The 18,651-nt window shown below is 60.2% G+C and carries 19 protein-coding genes; 17 read left to right on the top strand and 2 right to left on the bottom strand.

The features are described from left to right. The first annotated feature begins 112 nt into the window (after positions 1-112). The 16 genes from ACP151_RS10780 to ACP151_RS10705 all read left to right on the top strand — a co-directional run bounded on the left by ACP151_RS10780 (position 113) and on the right by ACP151_RS10705 (position 16,105). Positions 113-3,190 (top strand): valine--tRNA ligase, encoded by a 3,078-nt coding sequence (locus ACP151_RS10780; protein ID WP_424978944.1) that lies wholly within the window; start codon positions 113-115, stop codon positions 3,188-3,190. 182 nt (positions 3,191-3,372) lie between these two features. Then, positions 3,373-3,666: a DUF1330 domain-containing protein gene (locus ACP151_RS10775; protein WP_424978908.1), complete on the top strand. Its 294-nt coding sequence runs from the start codon at positions 3,373-3,375 to the stop codon at positions 3,664-3,666. A gap of 42 nt (positions 3,667-3,708) precedes the next feature. Then, positions 3,709-4,170, top strand: coding sequence for a TerB family tellurite resistance protein (locus ACP151_RS10770; RefSeq protein ID WP_424978943.1), 462 nt, complete (start codon positions 3,709-3,711; stop codon positions 4,168-4,170). Next, positions 4,170-4,610, top strand: a complete 441-nt coding sequence (locus ACP151_RS10765) for a TerB family tellurite resistance protein (RefSeq protein WP_424978907.1) — start codon at positions 4,170-4,172, stop codon at positions 4,608-4,610. The genes ACP151_RS10770 and ACP151_RS10765 overlap by 1 nt, the downstream gene beginning before the upstream one ends. After that, positions 4,607-5,380 (top strand): phosphate/phosphite/phosphonate ABC transporter substrate-binding protein, encoded by a 774-nt coding sequence (locus tag ACP151_RS10760; protein ID WP_424978906.1) that lies wholly within the window; start codon positions 4,607-4,609, stop codon positions 5,378-5,380. Before ACP151_RS10765 ends, ACP151_RS10760 begins: the two co-directional genes overlap by 4 nt. 134 nt (positions 5,381-5,514) lie before the next feature. Next, positions 5,515-6,294 carry an ABC transporter ATP-binding protein gene (locus ACP151_RS10755; protein ID WP_424978905.1) on the top strand — a complete coding sequence of 260 codons (780 nt, stop codon included), beginning with the start codon at positions 5,515-5,517 and terminating at the stop codon, positions 6,292-6,294. 45 nt (positions 6,295-6,339) lie between these two features. After that, positions 6,340-7,047 (top strand): transporter substrate-binding domain-containing protein, encoded by a 708-nt coding sequence (locus ACP151_RS10750; RefSeq protein WP_424978904.1) that lies wholly within the window; start codon positions 6,340-6,342, stop codon positions 7,045-7,047. Between the two features lie 111 nt (positions 7,048-7,158). Continuing rightward, entirely contained in the window at positions 7,159-8,043 is an 885-nt protein-coding gene (locus tag ACP151_RS10745; protein WP_424978903.1) for an ABC transporter permease, read from the top strand. Further along, positions 8,040-8,846, top strand: a complete 807-nt coding sequence (locus tag ACP151_RS10740; RefSeq protein ID WP_424978902.1) for an ABC transporter permease — start codon at positions 8,040-8,042, stop codon at positions 8,844-8,846. Before ACP151_RS10745 ends, ACP151_RS10740 begins: the two co-directional genes overlap by 4 nt. Positions 8,847-9,029: 183 nt before the next feature. Beyond that, entirely contained in the window at positions 9,030-10,349 is a 1,320-nt protein-coding gene (locus ACP151_RS10735; RefSeq protein WP_424978901.1) for a glutamine synthetase family protein, read from the top strand. A gap of 84 nt (positions 10,350-10,433) precedes the next feature. Further along, a complete protein-coding gene (locus tag ACP151_RS10730) occupies positions 10,434-11,114 on the top strand; it encodes a type 1 glutamine amidotransferase (RefSeq protein ID WP_424978900.1) in 681 nt (226 codons plus the stop codon). Continuing rightward, on the top strand, positions 11,114-12,472 hold the full coding sequence (locus tag ACP151_RS10725) for a glutamine synthetase family protein (RefSeq protein WP_424978899.1): 1,359 nt from the start codon (positions 11,114-11,116) through the stop codon (positions 12,470-12,472). Before ACP151_RS10730 ends, ACP151_RS10725 begins: the two co-directional genes overlap by 1 nt. Positions 12,473-12,578: 106 nt before the next feature. Beyond that, the gene (locus ACP151_RS10720) at positions 12,579-13,889 is read left to right on the top strand and encodes an NAD(P)/FAD-dependent oxidoreductase (RefSeq protein WP_424978898.1); all 1,311 of its coding nucleotides are present in this window, start codon (positions 12,579-12,581) and stop codon (positions 13,887-13,889) included. Between the two features lie 141 nt (positions 13,890-14,030). Next, positions 14,031-15,236 (top strand): DegT/DnrJ/EryC1/StrS family aminotransferase, encoded by a 1,206-nt coding sequence (locus tag ACP151_RS10715; protein ID WP_424978897.1) that lies wholly within the window; start codon positions 14,031-14,033, stop codon positions 15,234-15,236. A 90-nt stretch (positions 15,237-15,326) separates the two neighbouring features. Further along, positions 15,327-15,848, top strand: a complete 522-nt coding sequence (locus ACP151_RS10710) for a hypothetical protein (RefSeq protein WP_424978896.1) — start codon at positions 15,327-15,329, stop codon at positions 15,846-15,848. A 53-nt stretch (positions 15,849-15,901) separates the two neighbouring features. Then, positions 15,902-16,105 (top strand): hypothetical protein, encoded by a 204-nt coding sequence (locus ACP151_RS10705; protein ID WP_424978895.1) that lies wholly within the window; start codon positions 15,902-15,904, stop codon positions 16,103-16,105. Between the two features lie 230 nt (positions 16,106-16,335). On the opposite strand, the gene phaR is transcribed toward ACP151_RS10705, so the two are convergent. Further along, a complete protein-coding gene (gene phaR / locus ACP151_RS10700) occupies positions 16,336-16,893 on the bottom strand; it encodes a polyhydroxyalkanoate synthesis repressor PhaR (protein ID WP_424978894.1) in 558 nt (185 codons plus the stop codon). A 198-nt stretch (positions 16,894-17,091) separates the two neighbouring features. Between phaR and ACP151_RS10695 the strand changes: the two genes are divergently transcribed. Further along, the gene (locus ACP151_RS10695) at positions 17,092-17,961 is read left to right on the top strand and encodes an NAD-dependent epimerase/dehydratase family protein (RefSeq protein WP_424978893.1); all 870 of its coding nucleotides are present in this window, start codon (positions 17,092-17,094) and stop codon (positions 17,959-17,961) included. A gap of 194 nt (positions 17,962-18,155) precedes the next feature. On the opposite strand, the gene ACP151_RS10690 is transcribed toward ACP151_RS10695, so the two are convergent. Then, positions 18,156-18,599, bottom strand: coding sequence for a phasin family protein (locus ACP151_RS10690; protein WP_424978892.1), 444 nt, complete (start codon positions 18,597-18,599; stop codon positions 18,156-18,158). Between the last annotated feature and the right edge of the window lie 52 nt (positions 18,600-18,651).

Here is an 18,651-nt window from a genome sequence, read left to right as displayed (position 1 = left end):
AATACCCAATAGCGCTCCATCCGTCCCAGACGGAACGTTTGCGGCAAAATCCGCCTTCCCCTTCCCGGCCCCATTCGGTAATTGATCGCCCAACTGCATGAGGGACGTAGCGATGGCGATGGACAAGACTTTTAACGCGGCACAAGCCGAAAGCCGCCTTTACAGGGCCTGGGAAGAAGCCGGTTGTTTCAAGGCAGGCGCCAATGCCAAGCCTGAGGCCTCGACCTATTGCATTATGATCCCGCCGCCGAACGTCACCGGCGTTCTGCACATGGGCCATGCCTTCAACAACACGCTGCAGGACATCTTGATCCGCTGGAAGCGCATGCAGGGCTTCGACACCCTGTGGCAGCCGGGCACCGACCACGCGGGCATCGCCACCCAAATGGTTGTCGAGCGCGAGCTGGCCAAAACCCAGCAGCCTTCGCGCCGTGAACTGGGCCGCGAGAAATTCCTGGAAAAGGTCTGGGAATGGAAAGAGCAGTCCGGCGGCACCATTGTCGAGCAGCTGAAACGTCTCGGCGCCTCCTGCGATTTCTCTCGCACCGCCTTCACCATGGCGGGTGCAGCAGGCGACACTCGCACCGGGCACGAGAACTCCCCCAACTTCCACGACGCCGTTATCAAGGTCTTTGTGGAGATGTACAACAAGGGGCTGATCTACCGCGGCAAGCGGCTGGTCAACTGGGACCCGCATTTCGAGACCGCGATTTCAGACCTTGAGGTCGAGAACGTTGAGGTCGCCGGCCACATGTGGCACTTCAAATACCCGCTGGCGGGCGGCGCCACCTATACCTATGTTGAGAAGGACGAGGACGGCAACGTCATCCTCGAGGAGGAGCGTGATTACATCTCCATCGCCACCACCCGGCCTGAAACCATGCTGGGCGACGGCGCTGTGGCTGTGCACCCCTCGGACGAGCGCTACGCCCCTATTGTGGGCAAGCTTTGTGAAATTCCGGTTGGCCCCAAGGAGCACCGCCGCCTGATCCCGATCATCACCGATGAATACCCGGACAAGGATTTTGGCTCGGGCGCGGTGAAGATCACCGGCGCCCATGACTTCAACGACTATCAGGTCGCCAAGCGCGGCGGCATTCCAATGTACCGCCTGATGGATATGAAGGGTGCGATGCGAGCCGATGGCGACAGCTATGACACCGCCGCTACCCTCGCCATGGCCGTGGCGAAGGGCGAAAAGACCCTGAGTGAGAGTGAAGCCGACGCCGTCAACCTTGTGCCGGAGAACTTGCGCGGTTTGGACCGGTTCGAGGCGCGCAAGCTTGTGGTCGAGCAGATCACCAGCGAGGGCCTGGCGGTTATGACCACCGAGACCCGCAAGGATGATGAGGGCAATGAGATCGAAGTCTCCGTTCCCCTGGTCGAGAACAAGCCGATCATGCAGCCCTTTGGCGACCGCTCCAAGGTGGTGATCGAGCCGATGCTGACCGACCAGTGGTTTGTGGACGCGGAAAAGGTTGTTGGCCCGGCGCTGGATGCTGTCCGCAATGGCGACGTGAAGATCCTGCCGGAATCGGGCGAGAAGACCTATTACCACTGGCTGGAAAACATCGAGCCCTGGTGCATCTCCCGCCAGCTGTGGTGGGGCCATCAGATCCCGGTTTGGTATGGGCCTTCTATCGAAGGCTATGACGGCGGCGCTCCTGCTGCAGATGCCTTCAAAAAGGAGGCAATCTGCGCCTCCTCTGAAGCTGAAGCAATCGCGGCAACGAAATCCAAGTACGAAGCTATTCTTGGGTGCGCTATCGATGTCAGAGTTGAGAGTGACGCCTTGCCCGAAGACCGTTTTGTCGAGCCTGTCATTTGTACGCTCGGGAATGACGGGAACCCAATCGAGGCGACCATTAAGATCACTCGTGACCCCGACGTCCTCGACACCTGGTTCTCCTCCGGCCTCTGGCCGATCGGCACGCTGGGCTGGCCGGAAAACACAGCCGAGATGCAGAAATACTTCCCGACCTCGACCCTGGTCACCGGTCAGGACATTCTGTTCTTCTGGGTGGCCCGGATGATGATGATGCAGCTGGCTGTGGTCGATCAGATCCCGTTCGACACTGTCTACCTGCATGGGCTGGTGCGCGACGCCAAGGGCAAGAAGATGTCGAAATCCACCGGCAACGTGGTAGACCCGCTGGAGATCATTGATGAGTTCGGCGCCGACGCGCTGCGCTTCTCCTCGGCGGCGATGGCGGCGCTTGGTGGCGTGCTGAAGCTGGATATGGAGCGCCTCAAGGGCTACCGGAACTTTGGCACCAAACTGTGGAATGCGGTGAATTTTGCCCATTTCAACAAGGTCTATGACGAAGCCGTCCCGGCCTATGCCTGCCCGGATGCCAAGGCGGCAGTGAACCAGTGGATCATTGGCGAAACCGCCAAAGTGCGGGTTGAGGTGGACGCGGCACTTGAGGCCTACCGGTTCAACGACGCGGCCAACGCGCTTTATGCCTTTGTCTGGGGCAAAGTCTGCGACTGGTACATTGAGCTGTCGAAACCGCTGTTCGGTTCCGAGGATGAGGCGGTGATCGCTGAAACCCGCCAGACGCTGGGTTGGGTGCTGGATCAGTGCATGATCCTGCTGCACCCCATTATGCCCTTCATCACCGAAGAGCTGTGGGGCAACACCGCCAAGCGCGCGGGCATGCTGGTGCATGAAGACTGGCCAACCTATGGCACCGAGCTGGTCAATGCCGATGCGGATGCCGAAATGAACTGGGTGATCACCGCGATTGAGAACATCCGCTCTACCCGCGCGCAGATGCATGTGCCCGCTGGCGCCAAGATCCCGATGGTTGTCACCGAATTCTCGGATCAGGCCCGGTCTGCCTGGGAGAAGAACGAGGCGATGATCCAGAAACTGGCCCGCATCACCACGCTGGAGCAGGTCGAGAGCTTCCCCAAAGGCTGCGCCTCTGTTGCGGCACCCGGTGCCTCCTTTGGCCTGCCGCTGGCGGATGTGATCGACGTGGACGCCGAAAAGGCGCGTCTGGAGAAAACCCTGGGCAAGCTGGCCAAGGAGCTGGGCGGCTTGCGCGGGCGGCTGAACAATCCGAAATTCGCGGCCTCGGCGCCGGAGGATGTGGTTGCGGAAGCCAAGGCGAACCTTGCCGCGCGGGAAGAAGAAGAAGCCAAGATCAAGGAAGCACTGGCACGTCTGGCCGAGATCGGCTGACAGGCCTGTTCACCATGTTTGAAACGCCCGCCGCTTTGGCGGGCGTTTCCTTTGGCGCGCAAGGCCTTGAAAAAAGTCAATTCCGCCAGCACGGGGAAATTCTTGGGAACCGCCCCATTGTGTTTACGGCGCTTTTGTATCAGCCTGCCTGCAACTATAATAACAGCGGGAGGCTGCGGCTCATGCCCAAAGGATACTGGGTTGCACATGTGGATGTGCGCGACATGGAGCGCTACCAGGCCTATATTGATGCTGCGCGGCCAGTGCTGGAAGAGTTTGACGCCAAATTCCTGATCCGTGGCGGCGAGCGGGAGGTGCGCGAAGGCGCCTTTCGGGCCCGCACCGTGGTCCTGGAATTCAAAGATTTCGAAACCGCCAAAGCCTGCTATGATTCCGTTGGCTACCAGGACGCAAAAGCCTTTCGCGATCTGGTTGCCACGGGTGATATGCACATCATCGAAGGCTACAGCGGCTGAACCCGCCTGCCCTTCTGTTCTGCCTGAGGTCTGAAAATGCCTTTGCTCAAGAAATTCTTTCAAGCGTTCCGCCCGTCAGTGCCGCCTGCGCTGCCGGATCCGGATGCCGAACTGGCCCTGGGGGCGCTACTTGTGCGGGTCGCGCAATCAGACCGCGCGTATCTTCTGGAGGAGATCAGCCTGATCGACCGGATTCTCGCGCGGCTTTACCAGCACAACGCCATTGAAGCCGCCAAGGTGCGCGCCACCTGCGAGAAACTGCATGCTGCTGCGCCAGAGACCGATACTTTTGGCCGCCTGATCCGCGAGACCACGGGTCTTGAGGAGCGGCTGGCAGCGCTGGATGCGCTGTGGGAAGTTGTGCTGGCAGACGGGTATGAGCACGAAGGTGAAATCACGATCATTGAGGACGCGCGCAAGGCCATGGGGCTTTCCTATGCCGACAGCCAGAAGGCCCGCGAACGCGCGGTAGCGAAATTCAGAGGCACAGCGGAGGACAGCTGATGTTCAAGGAACTTTTGCAGCGGCTGCTTGATCCGGCGCCTGCCCGACTGGACAATGAAGATGCCCGGCTGGCGCTGACGGCCCTGCTGGTGAGGATCGCGCGTTCGGATCACAATTACTCCGAGATGGAGAAAGACCGCATCGACCGCATTCTGACCACCCGGTACGGGCTGGACACCGGCGGCACGCTGATCCTGCGTGAACAGGCCGAAGCGATGGAAGCAGAGGCCCCCGATACAGTCCGCTTTACCCGTGCCATCAAGGACGCGGTGGCCTATGAAGACCGCACCGGCGTGATTGAAGCGCTGTGGCAGGTGGCACTGGCGGACGGGCACCGGGACGCAAACGAGGATGCGCTGCTGCGGCTGTCTGCCAGCTTGCTTGGGGTTTCGGACGTGGACAGTGCCATGGCGCGCAAACGGGCAGAGGCTGCTGAATGATCGCCCATCTCGGAATGTACGACCGTCCGGAAACCGCCGCGGCAAATGACAGATTCTGGGCTGCAATCCGCAAGCATCTGAGCGGCGGGCCGGACCAGCTGACCCGCGGGGGCGATTTCTGGCAGGTGTGGACATCGCCGGATTTGCTGTTGTCGCAGACTTGTGGCTGCCCCTACCGCACGCGGCTGTATGGCGAGGTGGAACTGGTGGGCACACCCGACTATGGCTTGCCCGGCTGCGAACCCGGCTATTACAACAGTGTTTTTGTGGCTCGCCAGGAAGATGCAGGCCAGCCGCTATCCACCTTTTCCACCCGCGGCTTTGCTTATAACGAGCCTCTGTCGCAATCGGGCTGGGCTGCGCCGATGGTGCATATGCACGACCGTGGCATCCTGCCCGGTACGCTGCTGGAAACCGGCGGCCATCGGAAGTCGGCCGAAGCCGTCGCTGAGGGCCGCGCCGACTTTGCCTCGCTTGATGCGCTGTCGTGGGAGCTGATCAAGGACCACGACGCTTTTGCTGGCGATCTATGTGAGATCGAGCGCACAGACCCGACGCCGACCTTGCCCTACATCACAGCGCCTGGCAGGGACACAGACGAATTGTTTGCCGCCATCGAGACGGCGATTTACGAACTGGATGCAGAGACTAAGGCCTGCCTGCACCTGAAAAGCCTGGTGCGGTTCACCCCTTCCGACTATCTGGCGGTGCCGACGCCCCCCGGCCCAGTGCTGACCGAACAGCGCATCCGGGCAGTTCAGCTGACGTAACGCTCCTGTCCAAATGAGCGGTCGAACCCGCCGTTTTGACGTTTGACAAGCCAGTTTGTACGGTTTGAACATTGCATTCAGTCTTTTTTTCGGTCCAATAAGAACAACTTTCCACGCACAGGGACAAACACACCTTGACCGATACAACGCCTGTTCTGCAAATCCGCGGCCTGCATAAATCTTATGGCGAGCTGGAAGTGATTAAAGGCGTTGATATCACCGCCCATAAGGGCGACGTGGTTTCGCTGATCGGATCTTCGGGATCGGGCAAGTCTACGCTGCTGCGCTGCTGCAACCTTTTGGAGGATAGCCAGAAGGGCGAGATCCTGTTCAAAGGCGAGCCGGTCAGCTGGGCAGGCCAGGGTCTGGCGCGCCGCCCTGCCGATGCCAAGCAGGTGCTGCGTATTCGTACCAACCTGTCGATGGTTTTCCAGCAATTCAATCTTTGGGCGCATATGACCATCCTCCAGAATGTGATGGAAGCGCCGGTCACCGTGCTTGGCCGTGACCGCTCCGAGGTTGAAGAGAAAGCCCGTTATTATCTGGACAAGGTCGGCATCGGCGACAAATGCAACGTCTACCCCGCCCAGCTGTCCGGCGGCCAGCAGCAGCGCGCGGCCATTGCACGCGGGTTGTGCATGGAACCCGAAGCGCTGCTGTTCGACGAACCGACGTCAGCGCTGGACCCTGAGCTGGAACAGGAAGTGATCAAGGTGATCAAGGATCTGGCTGCCGAAGGGCGGACCATGCTGATCGTCACCCACGACATGAAGATGGCGGCTGACGTATCCAGCCATATTGTCTTCCTGCATCAGGGCCTGATCGAAGAAGAAGGCATCCCGGACGAAGTCTTTGGCGGCACCCGGTCTGAACGGCTGCGGGCCTTCCTGTCGTCCACCCGCCATGCTCATTGAGCTGCACAAATAAGATCAAAAACCAACCAAAATGGGAGTAAGCACATGAAATCACTGATCCTTGGCACTGCCGCCCTGGCGCTGACCGCAGGCATGGGCCTGGCGGACACCGTGCGTATGGGGACCGAAGGCGCCTATGCGCCGTGGAACTTCGTCAATGACGCCGGCGAAATCGACGGATTTGAGCGCGAGCTGGGCGATGAGCTGTGCAAACGTGCCGAACTGACCTGCGAATGGGTCAAGAACGATTGGGACTCAATCATTCCGAACCTGGTTTCCGGCAACTACGACACCATCATCGCCGGCATGTCGATCACCGACGAGCGCGACGAAGTCATCGACTTCACCCAGGCCTACACGCCGCCGGATCCGTCCGCATATGTGGCCCTGTCCGCTGACGTGGACCTGGCGGGCGGCGTTGTCGCGGCGCAGGCGACCACCATTCAGGCCGGCTTCATCGCGGATCAGGGCTGGACCCTGGTCGAGTTTGCCACCCCGGAAGAAACTGTGGCAGCTGTGCGCAACGGCGAAGCAGACGCGGTGCTGGCCGACAAGAGCTTCCTTGACTCCGTGATCGGCGACGGCCTGGTGATGCTTGAACGCCAGGAAGCGCTTGGCGGTGGTGTCGGCATGGGCGTCCGTGAATCCGACCAGGAGCTGCGCGGCAAGTTCGACGCGGCGATCCAGTCGATGAAGGACGACGGCTCGCTGAACGCGTTGATCGCCAAATGGGAAGTGTCCTCCCAGTGGTAATCTGATCCCGTTTCGGGATCTGCAGGCCCGCGAGCCGCAGCACGCGGGCCTCATTCATTCTCTTCCGGCGACCGGTGCGCCGGGCGTGAACCGAGAAAGACAGGCTCATACATGTTTTCCTATTGCACGGACCCATCCACGCTTGAGGGGCTGAGCTGGCTCAGCTGCTACCTGACCACGGGCAAGCATGTGAACCTTTACATCTCGGTCATTGTGGTTCTGACCCTGCTAGCGATAACCGCGCCTACAGCTTTGCTGTTCGGCTTTGGCGCTGCCAGTGCTGCCCGCTCGCAGTTTCTGCCGCTGCGCTGGTTTGGCAAGGGCTACACCAGCATCGTGCGCGGTGTACCTGATATCGCCTTTTTTCTTTTCTTTGTCATTGCGCTCGATCAGGCGTTTGAGTGGATGCGCCACAAGGTGAAATGCCCGGATTGGGATCAGCCGATCCGTCAGGGTATCGATTTTGTGGTCTGCGACGCGGCCAAGCTGCCGCTCTCCTCGTCCCCCCAGTGGGTTCATGAAACCTATGGGTTCTTCCTGGCGGTGCTGACATTCTCCATCGTGTTCGGCGCCTTTGCTGCCAATGTGCTTTACGGTGCGATGCAGGCGGTGCCACGCGCCCAGATCGAAACCGCCGAGGCCTATGGCATGTCCAACCGCCAGGCCTTCTGGCGTATTCTGGTGCCGCAGATGTGGGTCTATGCCTTGCCGGGTCTCTCCAACCTCTGGATGGTGCTGATCAAGGCTACGCCGCTCCTGTTCCTGCTGGGTGTCGAAGATATTGTCTATTGGGCCCGCGAACTGGGCGGCACCAAAGCTGCCAAATTCACCGCTTACCCGCACCCGAACTGGCACGTCTGGTATTTTGCTGCCCTGCTGGTCTTCTATCTCTGCTTCACCAAAGTGTCCGAGGTCGTTCTGGGCCGGATCATGGCCCGCCTGACCAAGGGGCAGGCCACCGCAGCAGGCGAAGCACAAAGAAAGGCAGCGGCATGAGTTGCGTCGAAACCATCCAGGCCTATGCCTTCCGCTCTATCGGCTTTGGCGAACGTTTGCTGCCCAAGGGCGAATACACCCTGTGCGAACATTTCACCCTGATCGGCTCCGGCATGATCTGGAACATTTACTTTGGCTTCGTGGCTCTGCTGACCGGCTTTTTCTTTGCGGTAGCTCTGGCCGTCGGCAAAAATAGCGCCAATCCGGCATGGCGCAAACCGGCTGAGTGGTTCATCTTCATCTTCCGCGGCAGCCCGCTGTTCATTCAGTTCTTCTTTGCCTATGCCTGCTTTCTCAATCTCAAGGGCGTTTCCAGCTTCTTTGACCCGTTCACCTCGGCATGGCTGGGTGCGCTGATCGTCCTGTTCTGCAACACCGCCGCCTATTCAGGCGAAATCTTTTATGGCGCGCTGCTGTCGGTTCCCAAAGGCGACATCGAAGCTGCCGACGCCTATGGCATGACCGGCTGGAAGCGGTTTCGCCGTATCACTTTCCCGACCATGATGCGGCTGGCATGGCCCGCCTATACGAACGAGGCAATCTTTCTGTTCCATGCGACCACGCTGGTGTTCTTCTCGGGCTTTCCCGCCTGGCGGCAAAAGGGCGATGCGCTTTACTACGCCAGCTATTTCGCGGACAAAACCTTCAACCCGTTTGTCCCCTACCCGATCCTGGCGTTCTACTTCATCCTGCTGACGCTGGTGATCATTCTCCTGTTTGGCTTTGTGAACAGGCAGCTGAACAGGCACCTGCCGCAGGAACGGCGCAAGAAAATCCGCTGGCGCGCAAACCTGATCCGCTGAACTCTGGCAATGGCTCCTACGGGAGCCATTCTTTGTTTTGGCCCCCGCAATAGTTCGGCCGAAACAGCGTCTTCAATTGGGAAAGCCAGCCTCTAGAACATCGCTCAAAACTTTTGATCAAATTATCTTGGCGAATGGATCTCCTTACGCTAGGGTTGGCGGAACGTATTCATGGAGCCCCCAATGGACCTGTCCGGACTGAAGACCATCCGTATTGCTGCCTGTGACATGAATGGCCAGATGCGTGGCAAGCGGATGCCTGCCAGCCTGGCCGGCAAGCTGGACAGCGGCGCCGCACGGATGCCTGTTTCGGCGCTCAATGTTGATCTTTGGGGTCGTGATATCGAAGACAGCCCGCTGGTTTTCGAAACCGGCGATGCCGACGGCGTGATTACCCCAACGGACCGGGGCGCTGTTCCGATGCCCTGGCTCAAAACGCCCTCGGCGCTGGTGCCGATGTCTATGTACTGGGAGGATGGCGCAGCCTTTTTAGGGGATCCGCGCCACGTGCTGGCCGATGTTCTGTCGCGCTACACCGCGCGCGGCTGGACTGTCCTAGCCGCAACCGAGATGGAGTTCTGCCTGCTGGATGACAGCGGCCCCGCCCCGGCGCCGCCGGCCGATCCGCTGACCGGCCGCAAGCTGGACCAGCAATCGGTGCTTTCGATTTCCGAACTTGATGCTTTTGACGCGTTCTTTACCGATCTGTACGACGGCGCCGAAAGCATGGGCATTCCGGCTCAGGCAGCGATCTCAGAGGCTGGTCTGGGCCAGTTCGAGATTAACCTCAACCATCAAGACGCCATGCGCGCCGCGGATGATGCCTGGCTGTTTAAGGCTTTGGCCAAAGGGGTTGCACGCAAGCATGGGTTTGCGACGACCTTCATGGCCAAACCCTATGCGCAGGAAGCCGGCAACGGAATGCATGTGCATTTCTCGGTTGAGGATCAGGACGGAAAGAACATCTTTGATGACGGCAGCGCAACAGGTTCCGACCTGCTAAGGCAGGCAGTGGCCGGCTGCCTGGCAGCCATGCCTGCCAGCTCGCTTATCTTCGCACCGCACGGCAATTCCTATGACCGGCTGGTGCCAGGGGCCCATGCGCCCATTAGCGCCGCCTGGGCCTATGAAAACCGCACCGCGGCAATCCGCATCCCCGGCGGCAGTCCAAAGGCGCGCCGGATCGAACACCGGGTGGCTGGTGGCGACATCAATCCCTATCTGATGCTCTCGGCTGTGCTGGGTGCCGCGATGGTCGGGATCGAAGACGGGATGCAGCCTCCTGCCCCCTCTGACGGAAACATCTACGAAATCGAAGGGCTGCCGCAGCTGGCCGCTGATTGGGAAACCGCGATCAACTGGTTCGAGACAGATCCCCTGATTGCCCGCATTTTACCCCAGACTGCCATCCGGAATCTGGTGATGACCAAGCGACAGGAACTGGCGGGCTTTGCGGAGCGCCCGCCAGAGACCCACTGGCTGTCCTGGCTGGAAGCGGTATAGAACCGCTTTGCCCGAGGCGCGTGTTTGGCTCTTGCCCGGTCAAGCATCCTCGGCTAGGCTCAATTTGATCAAATTTGGTGACACATGAAAATCGGCATTCTGCAAACCGGCCACTCCCCCAAAGACCTGTTCGGGTCCTTTGGCGACTATGACGCAATGTTCCGTGACATGCTGGATGGCAATGGTTTTGAGTTTGAAACCTGGGCTGTTGTCGATGGCGTTCTTCCCTCCAGCGCCGATGAGGCCGATGCCTGGCTGATTACCGGCTCGCGCCACGGCGCCTATGAGGACCACGCCTGGATCCCGCCGCTGGAGGATCTGATCCGCGAGATCAACGCCAGGAAACAGCCGCTGGCCGGCATCTGTTTTGGTCATCAGATCATCGCCCAGGCGCTTGGCGGCAGGGTCGAAAAATTCGACGGCGGCTGGGCCGTGGGCCGCGTCACCTATGAGGTTGACGGCAAGCCGCTCACCCTTAACGCCTGGCACCAGGACCAGGTGGTTGAACGCCCCGAAGGCGCCCGCGTGCTGGGCGGCAACGCGTTCTGTGAAAACGGCATCCTTGCCTATGGCGACCACATTATCTCCTGGCAGCCTCACCCTGAATTCCCCAGCGCCTTTGTCGGCGGCCTGATTGAAAAACGCGGCCGCGGCGTGGTGCCCGATGACCTGCTGGACCGTGCAGCCGCCGAGCTGGACGCCCCCGTGGACAACCCTGAAATCGCAACCTTCCTCGCAAAGTTTTACCGGAAAGAGAGGACCTGATGTCAGCCTGGATCGACACCCTGCCCGAAGCAGCAAAAGCCTATCTGGAGGGGCGTCGTCTCGACGAAGTCGAATGCGTTATCTCGGACCTCCCCGGTATCGCCCGTGGCAAAGCGGTACCGGCTTCGAAATTCGCAAAGACCGATTACTTTCATCTGCCCGACAGCATCTTTTACCAGACCATCACCGGTGACTGGGCTGATGCCGCGGATGAGGACGGCTGGATCGAAAAGGACATGACCCTGAAGCCGGACATGTCCACTGCGACGGCGGCGCCATGGACCGGCGACTGGACCCTGCAGGTGATCCACGACGCCTATGACCGCGATGACAAGCCGATCCCTTTCTCTCCGCGCAACGTGCTGAAGCGGGTGGTCCAGCTTTATCACGATAAAGGCTGGGAACCGGTTGTGGCACCGGAGATGGAATTCTTCCTGGTCGCCCGCAACATCGACCCGGCCAAGGAGATCGAGCCGATGATGGGCCGCTCCGGCCGCCCCGCGGCGGCGCGGCAGGCCTATTCGATGACTGCGGTGGATGAATTTGGCCCGGTGATCGACGACATCTACGACTTTGCCGAGGCGCAGGGCTTTGAGATCGACGGTATCACCCAGGAGGGCGGCGCTGGCCAGCTGGAGATCAATCTGCGCCATGGAGATCCGGTCAAACTGGCGGATGAGGTCTTTTACTTCAAACGGCTGATCCGCGAGGCGGCGTTGCGCCATGATTGCTTTGCCACCTTCATGGCCAAGCCGATCGAGAATGAACCCGGATCGGCGATGCATATTCACCATTCGATCCTGGATACCGAGACCGGTGAAAACATCTTCTCCGGCCCTCAGGGCGGTGAGACCGATGCGTTTTACCACTTTATCGCGGGCCTGCAGAACCATCTGCCCGCCGGGCTTGCGGTGATGGCGCCTTATGTGAACTCCTACCGCCGTTATGTGAAGGAGCAAGCCGCTCCGATCAATCTGGAATGGGCCCGCGACAACCGGACCACAGGCATCCGCGTCCCGCTGTCCGGCCCAGAGGCACGGCGCGTGGAAAACCGCATCGCCGGCATGGACTGCAACCCCTATCTGGGCATTGCCCTGTCCCTTGCCTGCGGTTACCTCGGCCTGATCAAGGAAGAACGTCCCCGCAAGCAGTTCAAGGGCGATGCCTACGAAGGCGACGGCGATATTCCGAAGGTGATGGGCGAGGCGCTGGATCTGTTTGACGCGGCAACGGAGCTGCACGAAGTGCTGGGTCCGGACTTTGCCCGCGTCTACTCCATCGTTAAACGCGCAGAATATGAGGAGTTTCTGCAGGTGATCTCGCCCTGGGAGCGCGAGCATCTGCTGATGAACGTGTAATCCTTTTGGCGCTGTGCTGCGGCGCAGCGCCCCTGCAATTGAATATTGGGACATAGAAGAATTGCAGGCCGCCCGCAGAGGCGCCTGTAACCGTTAGAGGTGTGTTATGGGCATGAACCTGCTCTATTCCAATGACCGCAAGGGCGAATATCCAGACAGTTGGTACGCAGCCACGGCCACCCCGATTGAGCGCTTTGCGGCGCTCTCCGGGGATGCGACCGCTGATGTCTGCATTGTCGGCGGCGGCTATACCGGTTTGTCTGCAGCCCTGCATCTGGCCGAGGCCGGATTACGGGTTGTGCTGCTGGAGGCCCACCGGGCCGGGTTTGGCGCTTCGGGCCGCAATGGCGGCCAGCTTGGCAGCGGCCAGCGGATGGATCAGGACGGCTTGGAAATGCTGATGGGCGTCTCTGATGCCCGCAAACTCTGGCAGCTCAGCGAAGATGCCAAGAACCTGGTGAAATCCCTGATATCGCGGCATGCTATCGACTGCCATCTGAAGCCCGGCATTGCGCACGCCTGTTTTTCCGAGAGCGAAGCCGCCCATGAGCACGCCTATGCAGAACACCTGCAACGCCGCTATGGCTACGATCAGATCCAGCTACTGGATGAGGCCGGATTGCACGCCATCTGCCCGTCCCCCGCATACAAGGGGGGATCACTGGATATGGGGGCTGCACATCTGCACCCGTTGAATTACGCTCTGGGCCTTGCCCGGGCCGCAACGGCCGCCGGAGCGACGATCTGCGAACAAAGCGAAGTTCTGGACATCGAGGACGGCCCGCAGATCCGGGTGCGGACTGCTGGCGGCACAGTCACAGCACAACACCTTGTTCTGGCCTGCAATGGCTATCTGGGCGGGCTGAACCAACAGGTCGCCGCGCGGGTGATGCCGATCAACAATTTCATCGTTGCCACTGAACCGCTGGGAGATGACGCCGCGCGTGTTCTCGCCCGCGATGTGGCGGTTGCGGATACCAAATTTGTCGTCAATTATTTCCGGCTCAGCCATGACAAGCGGCTGCTGTTCGGCGGCGGCGAAAGCTATGGCTACCGTTTCCCCGCCGATATCGAGGCCACGGTGCGCAAACCGATGCAGAAGATTTTCCCGCACACCAAGGACGTTAAGGTCGATTATGCATGGGGCGGAACACTGGCCATCACCATGAAACGGATGCCCTATCTTGCCCGGCTGGCGCCCAATGTGCTGACCGCCTCTGGCTATTCCGGCCACGGTGTCGGCTCTGCCACCCATGCGGGCTGGCTGATGGCGCAGGCCATCCAGGGGCAGGCCGAAGGGTTCGACACTCTGTCCCGCGTCCCTGCCCCGCGCTTTCCGGGCGGACCGCGGATGCGCTCGCCGCTTTTGATGCTGGCGATGACCTGGTTTGCCCTGCGCGACAGGCTTGGCATTTAATTCCTGTCCGGCCGATTTCCGCGCAACTCCGCAACAATTCAGTAAAACTTTCCAGACGCCGCAAATTCCGCGGCGTCTGCTCTTGGCATCCTGCAAAGTTAGTTTTAAATTTTCAAAATAAACCATTCAGGATTTTGAAATATGGCTCTGCCGCCCAACGTTCATGACGCTGAACCCATTCCCGCTGCCGCCCGCGAGGCCATCGACACATTGCTGCAGTCTGGCGATCTGTTTCGCTACACCGCGCCTGAAAACGCGCCCGTGACCCTGCTGGAACGGGAATATGCAGAACTTCTGGGCAGCAAATACGCGCTGGCTGTCTCCTCCTGTTCGGCGGCACTGTTTCTGTCGCTAAAGGCGCTTGGCCTGCCCCGCGACGCGCAGGTATTGATCCCCGCCTTCACCTTTGCGGCGGTGCCATCCTCGGTGGTGCATGCGGACTGTGTGCCGGTTCTGTGCGAAGTGGCGGACAACTACCGGATCGACATGGCTGATTTCGAAGCCAAGCTGGACAATGTGCAAGCCGTGATCATCAGCCATATGCGCGGCCACACCTCGGACATGGATGCGATCATGGCGCTGTGCGATGCCCGTGGCATCCCGGTGATTGAAGACGCAGCCCATTCGCTTGGCACCACCTGGAACGGTCGCAATATCGGAACCATCGGCAAGCTGGGGTGTTTCTCCTTTCAGTCCTACAAGATGGTCAATGCCGGCGAAGGCGGCATCCTGATCACCGACGACGCCGACCTGATCGCGCGGGCCGTGATCATGTCCGGCGCCTATGAGCACAACTGGAAAAAACACCGAGGCCCGCAGGGGGAAAACACTCCGGATCTGGAGCAGGCCTTTGCCAAATGGCAGAATCTGCTGCCGCTTTATAACCTGCGGATGAACAACCTGTCCGCCGCCGTGATCCGCCCGCAGCTGCCGGAATTGGCGCGCCGGGTCCGCGACGGCCTTGCCAACCATGACTATGTGGCAGAGCGGCTGAATGCCGCGTCGTTTTTTGACGTGCCGGCACCGCTGGCCCCGGAACGCCGGGCACCGGATTCGATCCAGTTCAACCTCACGGACCTCAACGAGGATCAAACACGCGCCTTTGCAGCTGCAGCCGAAGCCAAGGGCGTCAAGGTTCAGGTTTTCGGCCTTTCTATGGACAACGCCCGTGCCTTCTGGAACTGGCAGTTCCTGCGCCCCCAACCCGACCTGCCGCAGACCCGCGCCATGCTGATGAAGGCCTGCGATGTGCGCCTGCCGGTGCGGCTGACCCGGGCGGAACTGGACGTGATTGTCGGCATCCTGCTGGAAGCTGCGGCAGAAACCATGGGCAAGGCCGCCGCCTGAGTCCCTTTGTCTCCGCCCCCATGCAGCCCCGGCCCCGCGCCGGAGTTTTTCGTGATTGCAATCCTTGCGTGCAGCCGCCAGTTTGCGGCAATGACACCGCGTCCCGAATTTGAACGCCGCCCGGCAACAGCCCTGGTGGCTATGGCAAATGCGCTCAGCATGGGCGATGCAGTTCCGGATCAGGATCTGGCAAGGATCATCCGCGCTGTTGTGACCAGCCGTGCCGAGCGGGCCGCGCTTCTGGCTGCGGTCCGGGCCTCAAACGATCCAGACAGCGGCCTGACTGTTGCCGACCTTCTAGGCGCCTTTGCAGCCGAAGCCGGCGAGGCCGAAGCGCAGGACCGTGACGCGGATCAGATCATTGGCCAATGGGCGCAGCGTTTGGCCGCCGGTGCGCTGTTGGCCAGCTTTGGTGCCGCCATTGCAGGCACGGTGACAGGCGGCCATGCCTTCGGACTGACCCTGCTTTCCTTTTCGGGCTTCATCTTTGCCGCGGCGTCCCGGCTTGGCGGCAAAGGCCGCATGCGCGTGAACGCAAAAGAGCGTGAAACCGCCGAAACCCTCGCCCGCCACGTCCTGGAAGCTGCCAGAGCCAGCGAAAGCAAAAAGTGATATGGAAATTTCAATCCATCCTGCCTATATTGGCAGAGAAGCCGGAGAACAGCATGTTTGAAGCCTTGGGAGTAAACATGGGACTGGAGACTGTCATCGTCAGCGCAATTGCCGGGGCCTGCACCTTGTCTTTTGCTGCCAGTGTCTATCTGGTCTACCGGGCACGGCCCCAGCCTGAAACCGGGGATCTGGAGGATCTCATTCAGAATGCCCCCTATCACAGGCTGCACAACGTCCTGAAAATCAAATCGTCCTGAAAATCAATTCCTGCACCCGGTGCTCTCTGATCCCGGTGCTTCCCGCCTCCGGTGCTTCCTGATCCCCTTGCTTCCTGCGCGACCGCCCTGCACTTGAACGTCTTTCGCCAGCGGCAGAAGAACAGGCACCGCGCCAGCGGTGCCACGCCCAACTGTGAAAGGCATTCCCCGAATGCCTCTGAACAGGCGGGAGCGCCCCGGAAGCCCGGATGCGCCCGGACCTGCGGCGGTCACTTCATCTTCGACAGTTTTTCCTGCAGCGCGGCCAGCTGCTTTTTGATGTCATCCAGATCTTCGCCGCCGCTTTCAGGCTTTTCTTCCTGCTGCGCGCCGCCGGTCCAGCCCCCGGCGCCAAATCCGCCGGTCATCGCTTTCAAAAACGCTTCCTGCTGCGCCTTCATCGCCTCAAACCCGGGCATGCTTGCCATCGGGTTCATAGCATTCATGTTTTCCACCATCTTCGACTGGCTTTCACGCAGCATATCAAAGGACGTCTGCAAAAACTGCGGCATCACCCCGCCGCCCGGCACCATATAGCTGCGGACCAGATCGTTCAGCACATTCACCGGCAGCACGTTTTCGCCGCGGCTTTCATGCTCGGCAATGATCTGCAGCAGATACTGGCGAGTCAGGTCATCGCCGGTTTTCAGATCAACGATCTGCACCTCGCGCCCTTCCCGGATGAACCCTGCAATATCCTCCAGCGTGACATAATCGCTGGTCTCGGTGTTATAGAGCCTGCGGCTCGCATACCGTTTGATCAGCAAGGGTTTTTCCTGTTCCGCCATCCGTTCCCTCCCGGCAATGATGCATTGCAGCAAAGCCTATGCCAGCGCAGAACAAAAGGGAAGCCTCAGAGCGTTTCCCGCAACATTTGTTCTCGGCAGCCTGCCCAAAATCACTGCCAAACCGCTTGACCTCAACCCGGCTTGAGATTTTAGAGATACAGCCTGCAGTCAGACTCCAGCAGCAGGAGAACACCAGAAATGAACATTCTGATCCTAGGCGGAACGGGTTCCATTGGCACCGCCGTTACCCGGGAACTGGTCCGGCACGGGCATTCGGTCACAGGGCTGAGCCGGTCGGAAAGCTCCGATGCGGCTCTCACCGCTTTGGGGGCACGCCCCTTGCGCGGTGATCTGCGGCATCCCGGGACATGGGTGCGTGCAATTGCCCGATGCGATGGCCTCATCCAGATTGCCGCAACTTTTGCTCCCGATATGGGGGAGGCGGACAGCCTGACAGTCAACGCCATCCTCAGGCAGGCGGGCTTGCGACCCGATCCCCTACGAATGATCTACACCGGCGGCGGCTGGCTGTATGGCGCCACCGGCCCCCGGGTCGCAGATGAAACCAGCCTGATGCGCCCGATCTCTCCATTTGTCTGGATGAAAGACAACGCCGCCAGAATATTGGCCTGCCCCTCAGTTTCAGCGGCGGTGATCCATCCCGCCATGGTCTACCATCAGGAGGGGGGCGTGTTTTCGCGCTATCTGGAGGCCGCCCGCAGGGCTGCACCAATTGAAATCTGGGGCAGCATCGCCACCCGCTGGCCCCTGGTGCAACGCGACGACCTGGCCCGCGCCTACCGGCTTTTGCTCGAAACCCCGGCCTTGACCGGACACTTCAACGCCAGCGCGGAACACGGTGTGCCGGTGGGGGACATCACCGCTGAAATCGCCCGCCGCCACCGCCATGACGCCGGCTATGTGGTGCGCAGCCTGAAACATGTTCTGAACAAATACGGCGATTGGGCAGAAGGGCCCACATTGGACCAGCAGATGGCATCGCATAGGCTGCGCAGCCTGACAGGCTGGCACCCCCGCCACAGGGACTTCCGCAAGGCGCAATTCTGAAGCAGCGAAAACCCTTGCAACCCCCGGCGAGATCTGTGTCTCGCCCCCCTCCAGCGCCCGGTCCGCGGGGTGGTCAGCGCCGCCTTTGACGAGCCGGATCAGCAGACATGCAAAAGGGCAGGCCTTGCGGCCTGCCCTTCTTCACGATCCGGCGCCTGTCAGGGAGGAGAACCAAAGCCGGTCCGCGGATATTCTTACTTCGCAGCCGCTTTCTTGGCTGCGGTGGTCACGTCAGCAGTGGCCTTTTTCACAGCCGCGCTGGCTTCTTCGGTTGCGTCTTTGCCGGCAGCCATCATCAGTTCGACGGTGTCCATCTGAACCTTCTTGGCGATCTCAGCAAAGGCAGCCATGTTTTCGGCAGCCACTTCAGCGGAAGCGGAAGCGAAATCGGTTGCGACTTTGGCGTAATCAGCCGGATCTTCCTGTACCTTGGACACGGTGCCCAGCTTGGACAGGGTTTCTTTGGTCCACTTGTTGGAAATCTCAGCGGACTTGCCAGCTGCGTCCAGCGCAACAGCGGACAGTTTCTCGTTCAGGGCTGCGGTGTTCTTGAACACGTCTTCCATCGCTTTGGTGTCGACCGGGAATGCGCCCATGAAGTCTTTCATCATCGCGGTGAAGTCTTGGGTCTTTGCCATAGTTCTAATTCCTCAGAAAGCTGCAGCAGGACCATCCTGCGCTCTTCAGCAT

This window comes from Leisingera sp. S232, from assembly GCF_049800895.1.
Classification (GTDB): domain Bacteria; phylum Pseudomonadota; class Alphaproteobacteria; order Rhodobacterales; family Rhodobacteraceae; genus Leisingera.
Note: the sequence above shows the minus strand (reverse complement) of the source record. Positions and strands in the feature narration are given on the sequence as shown.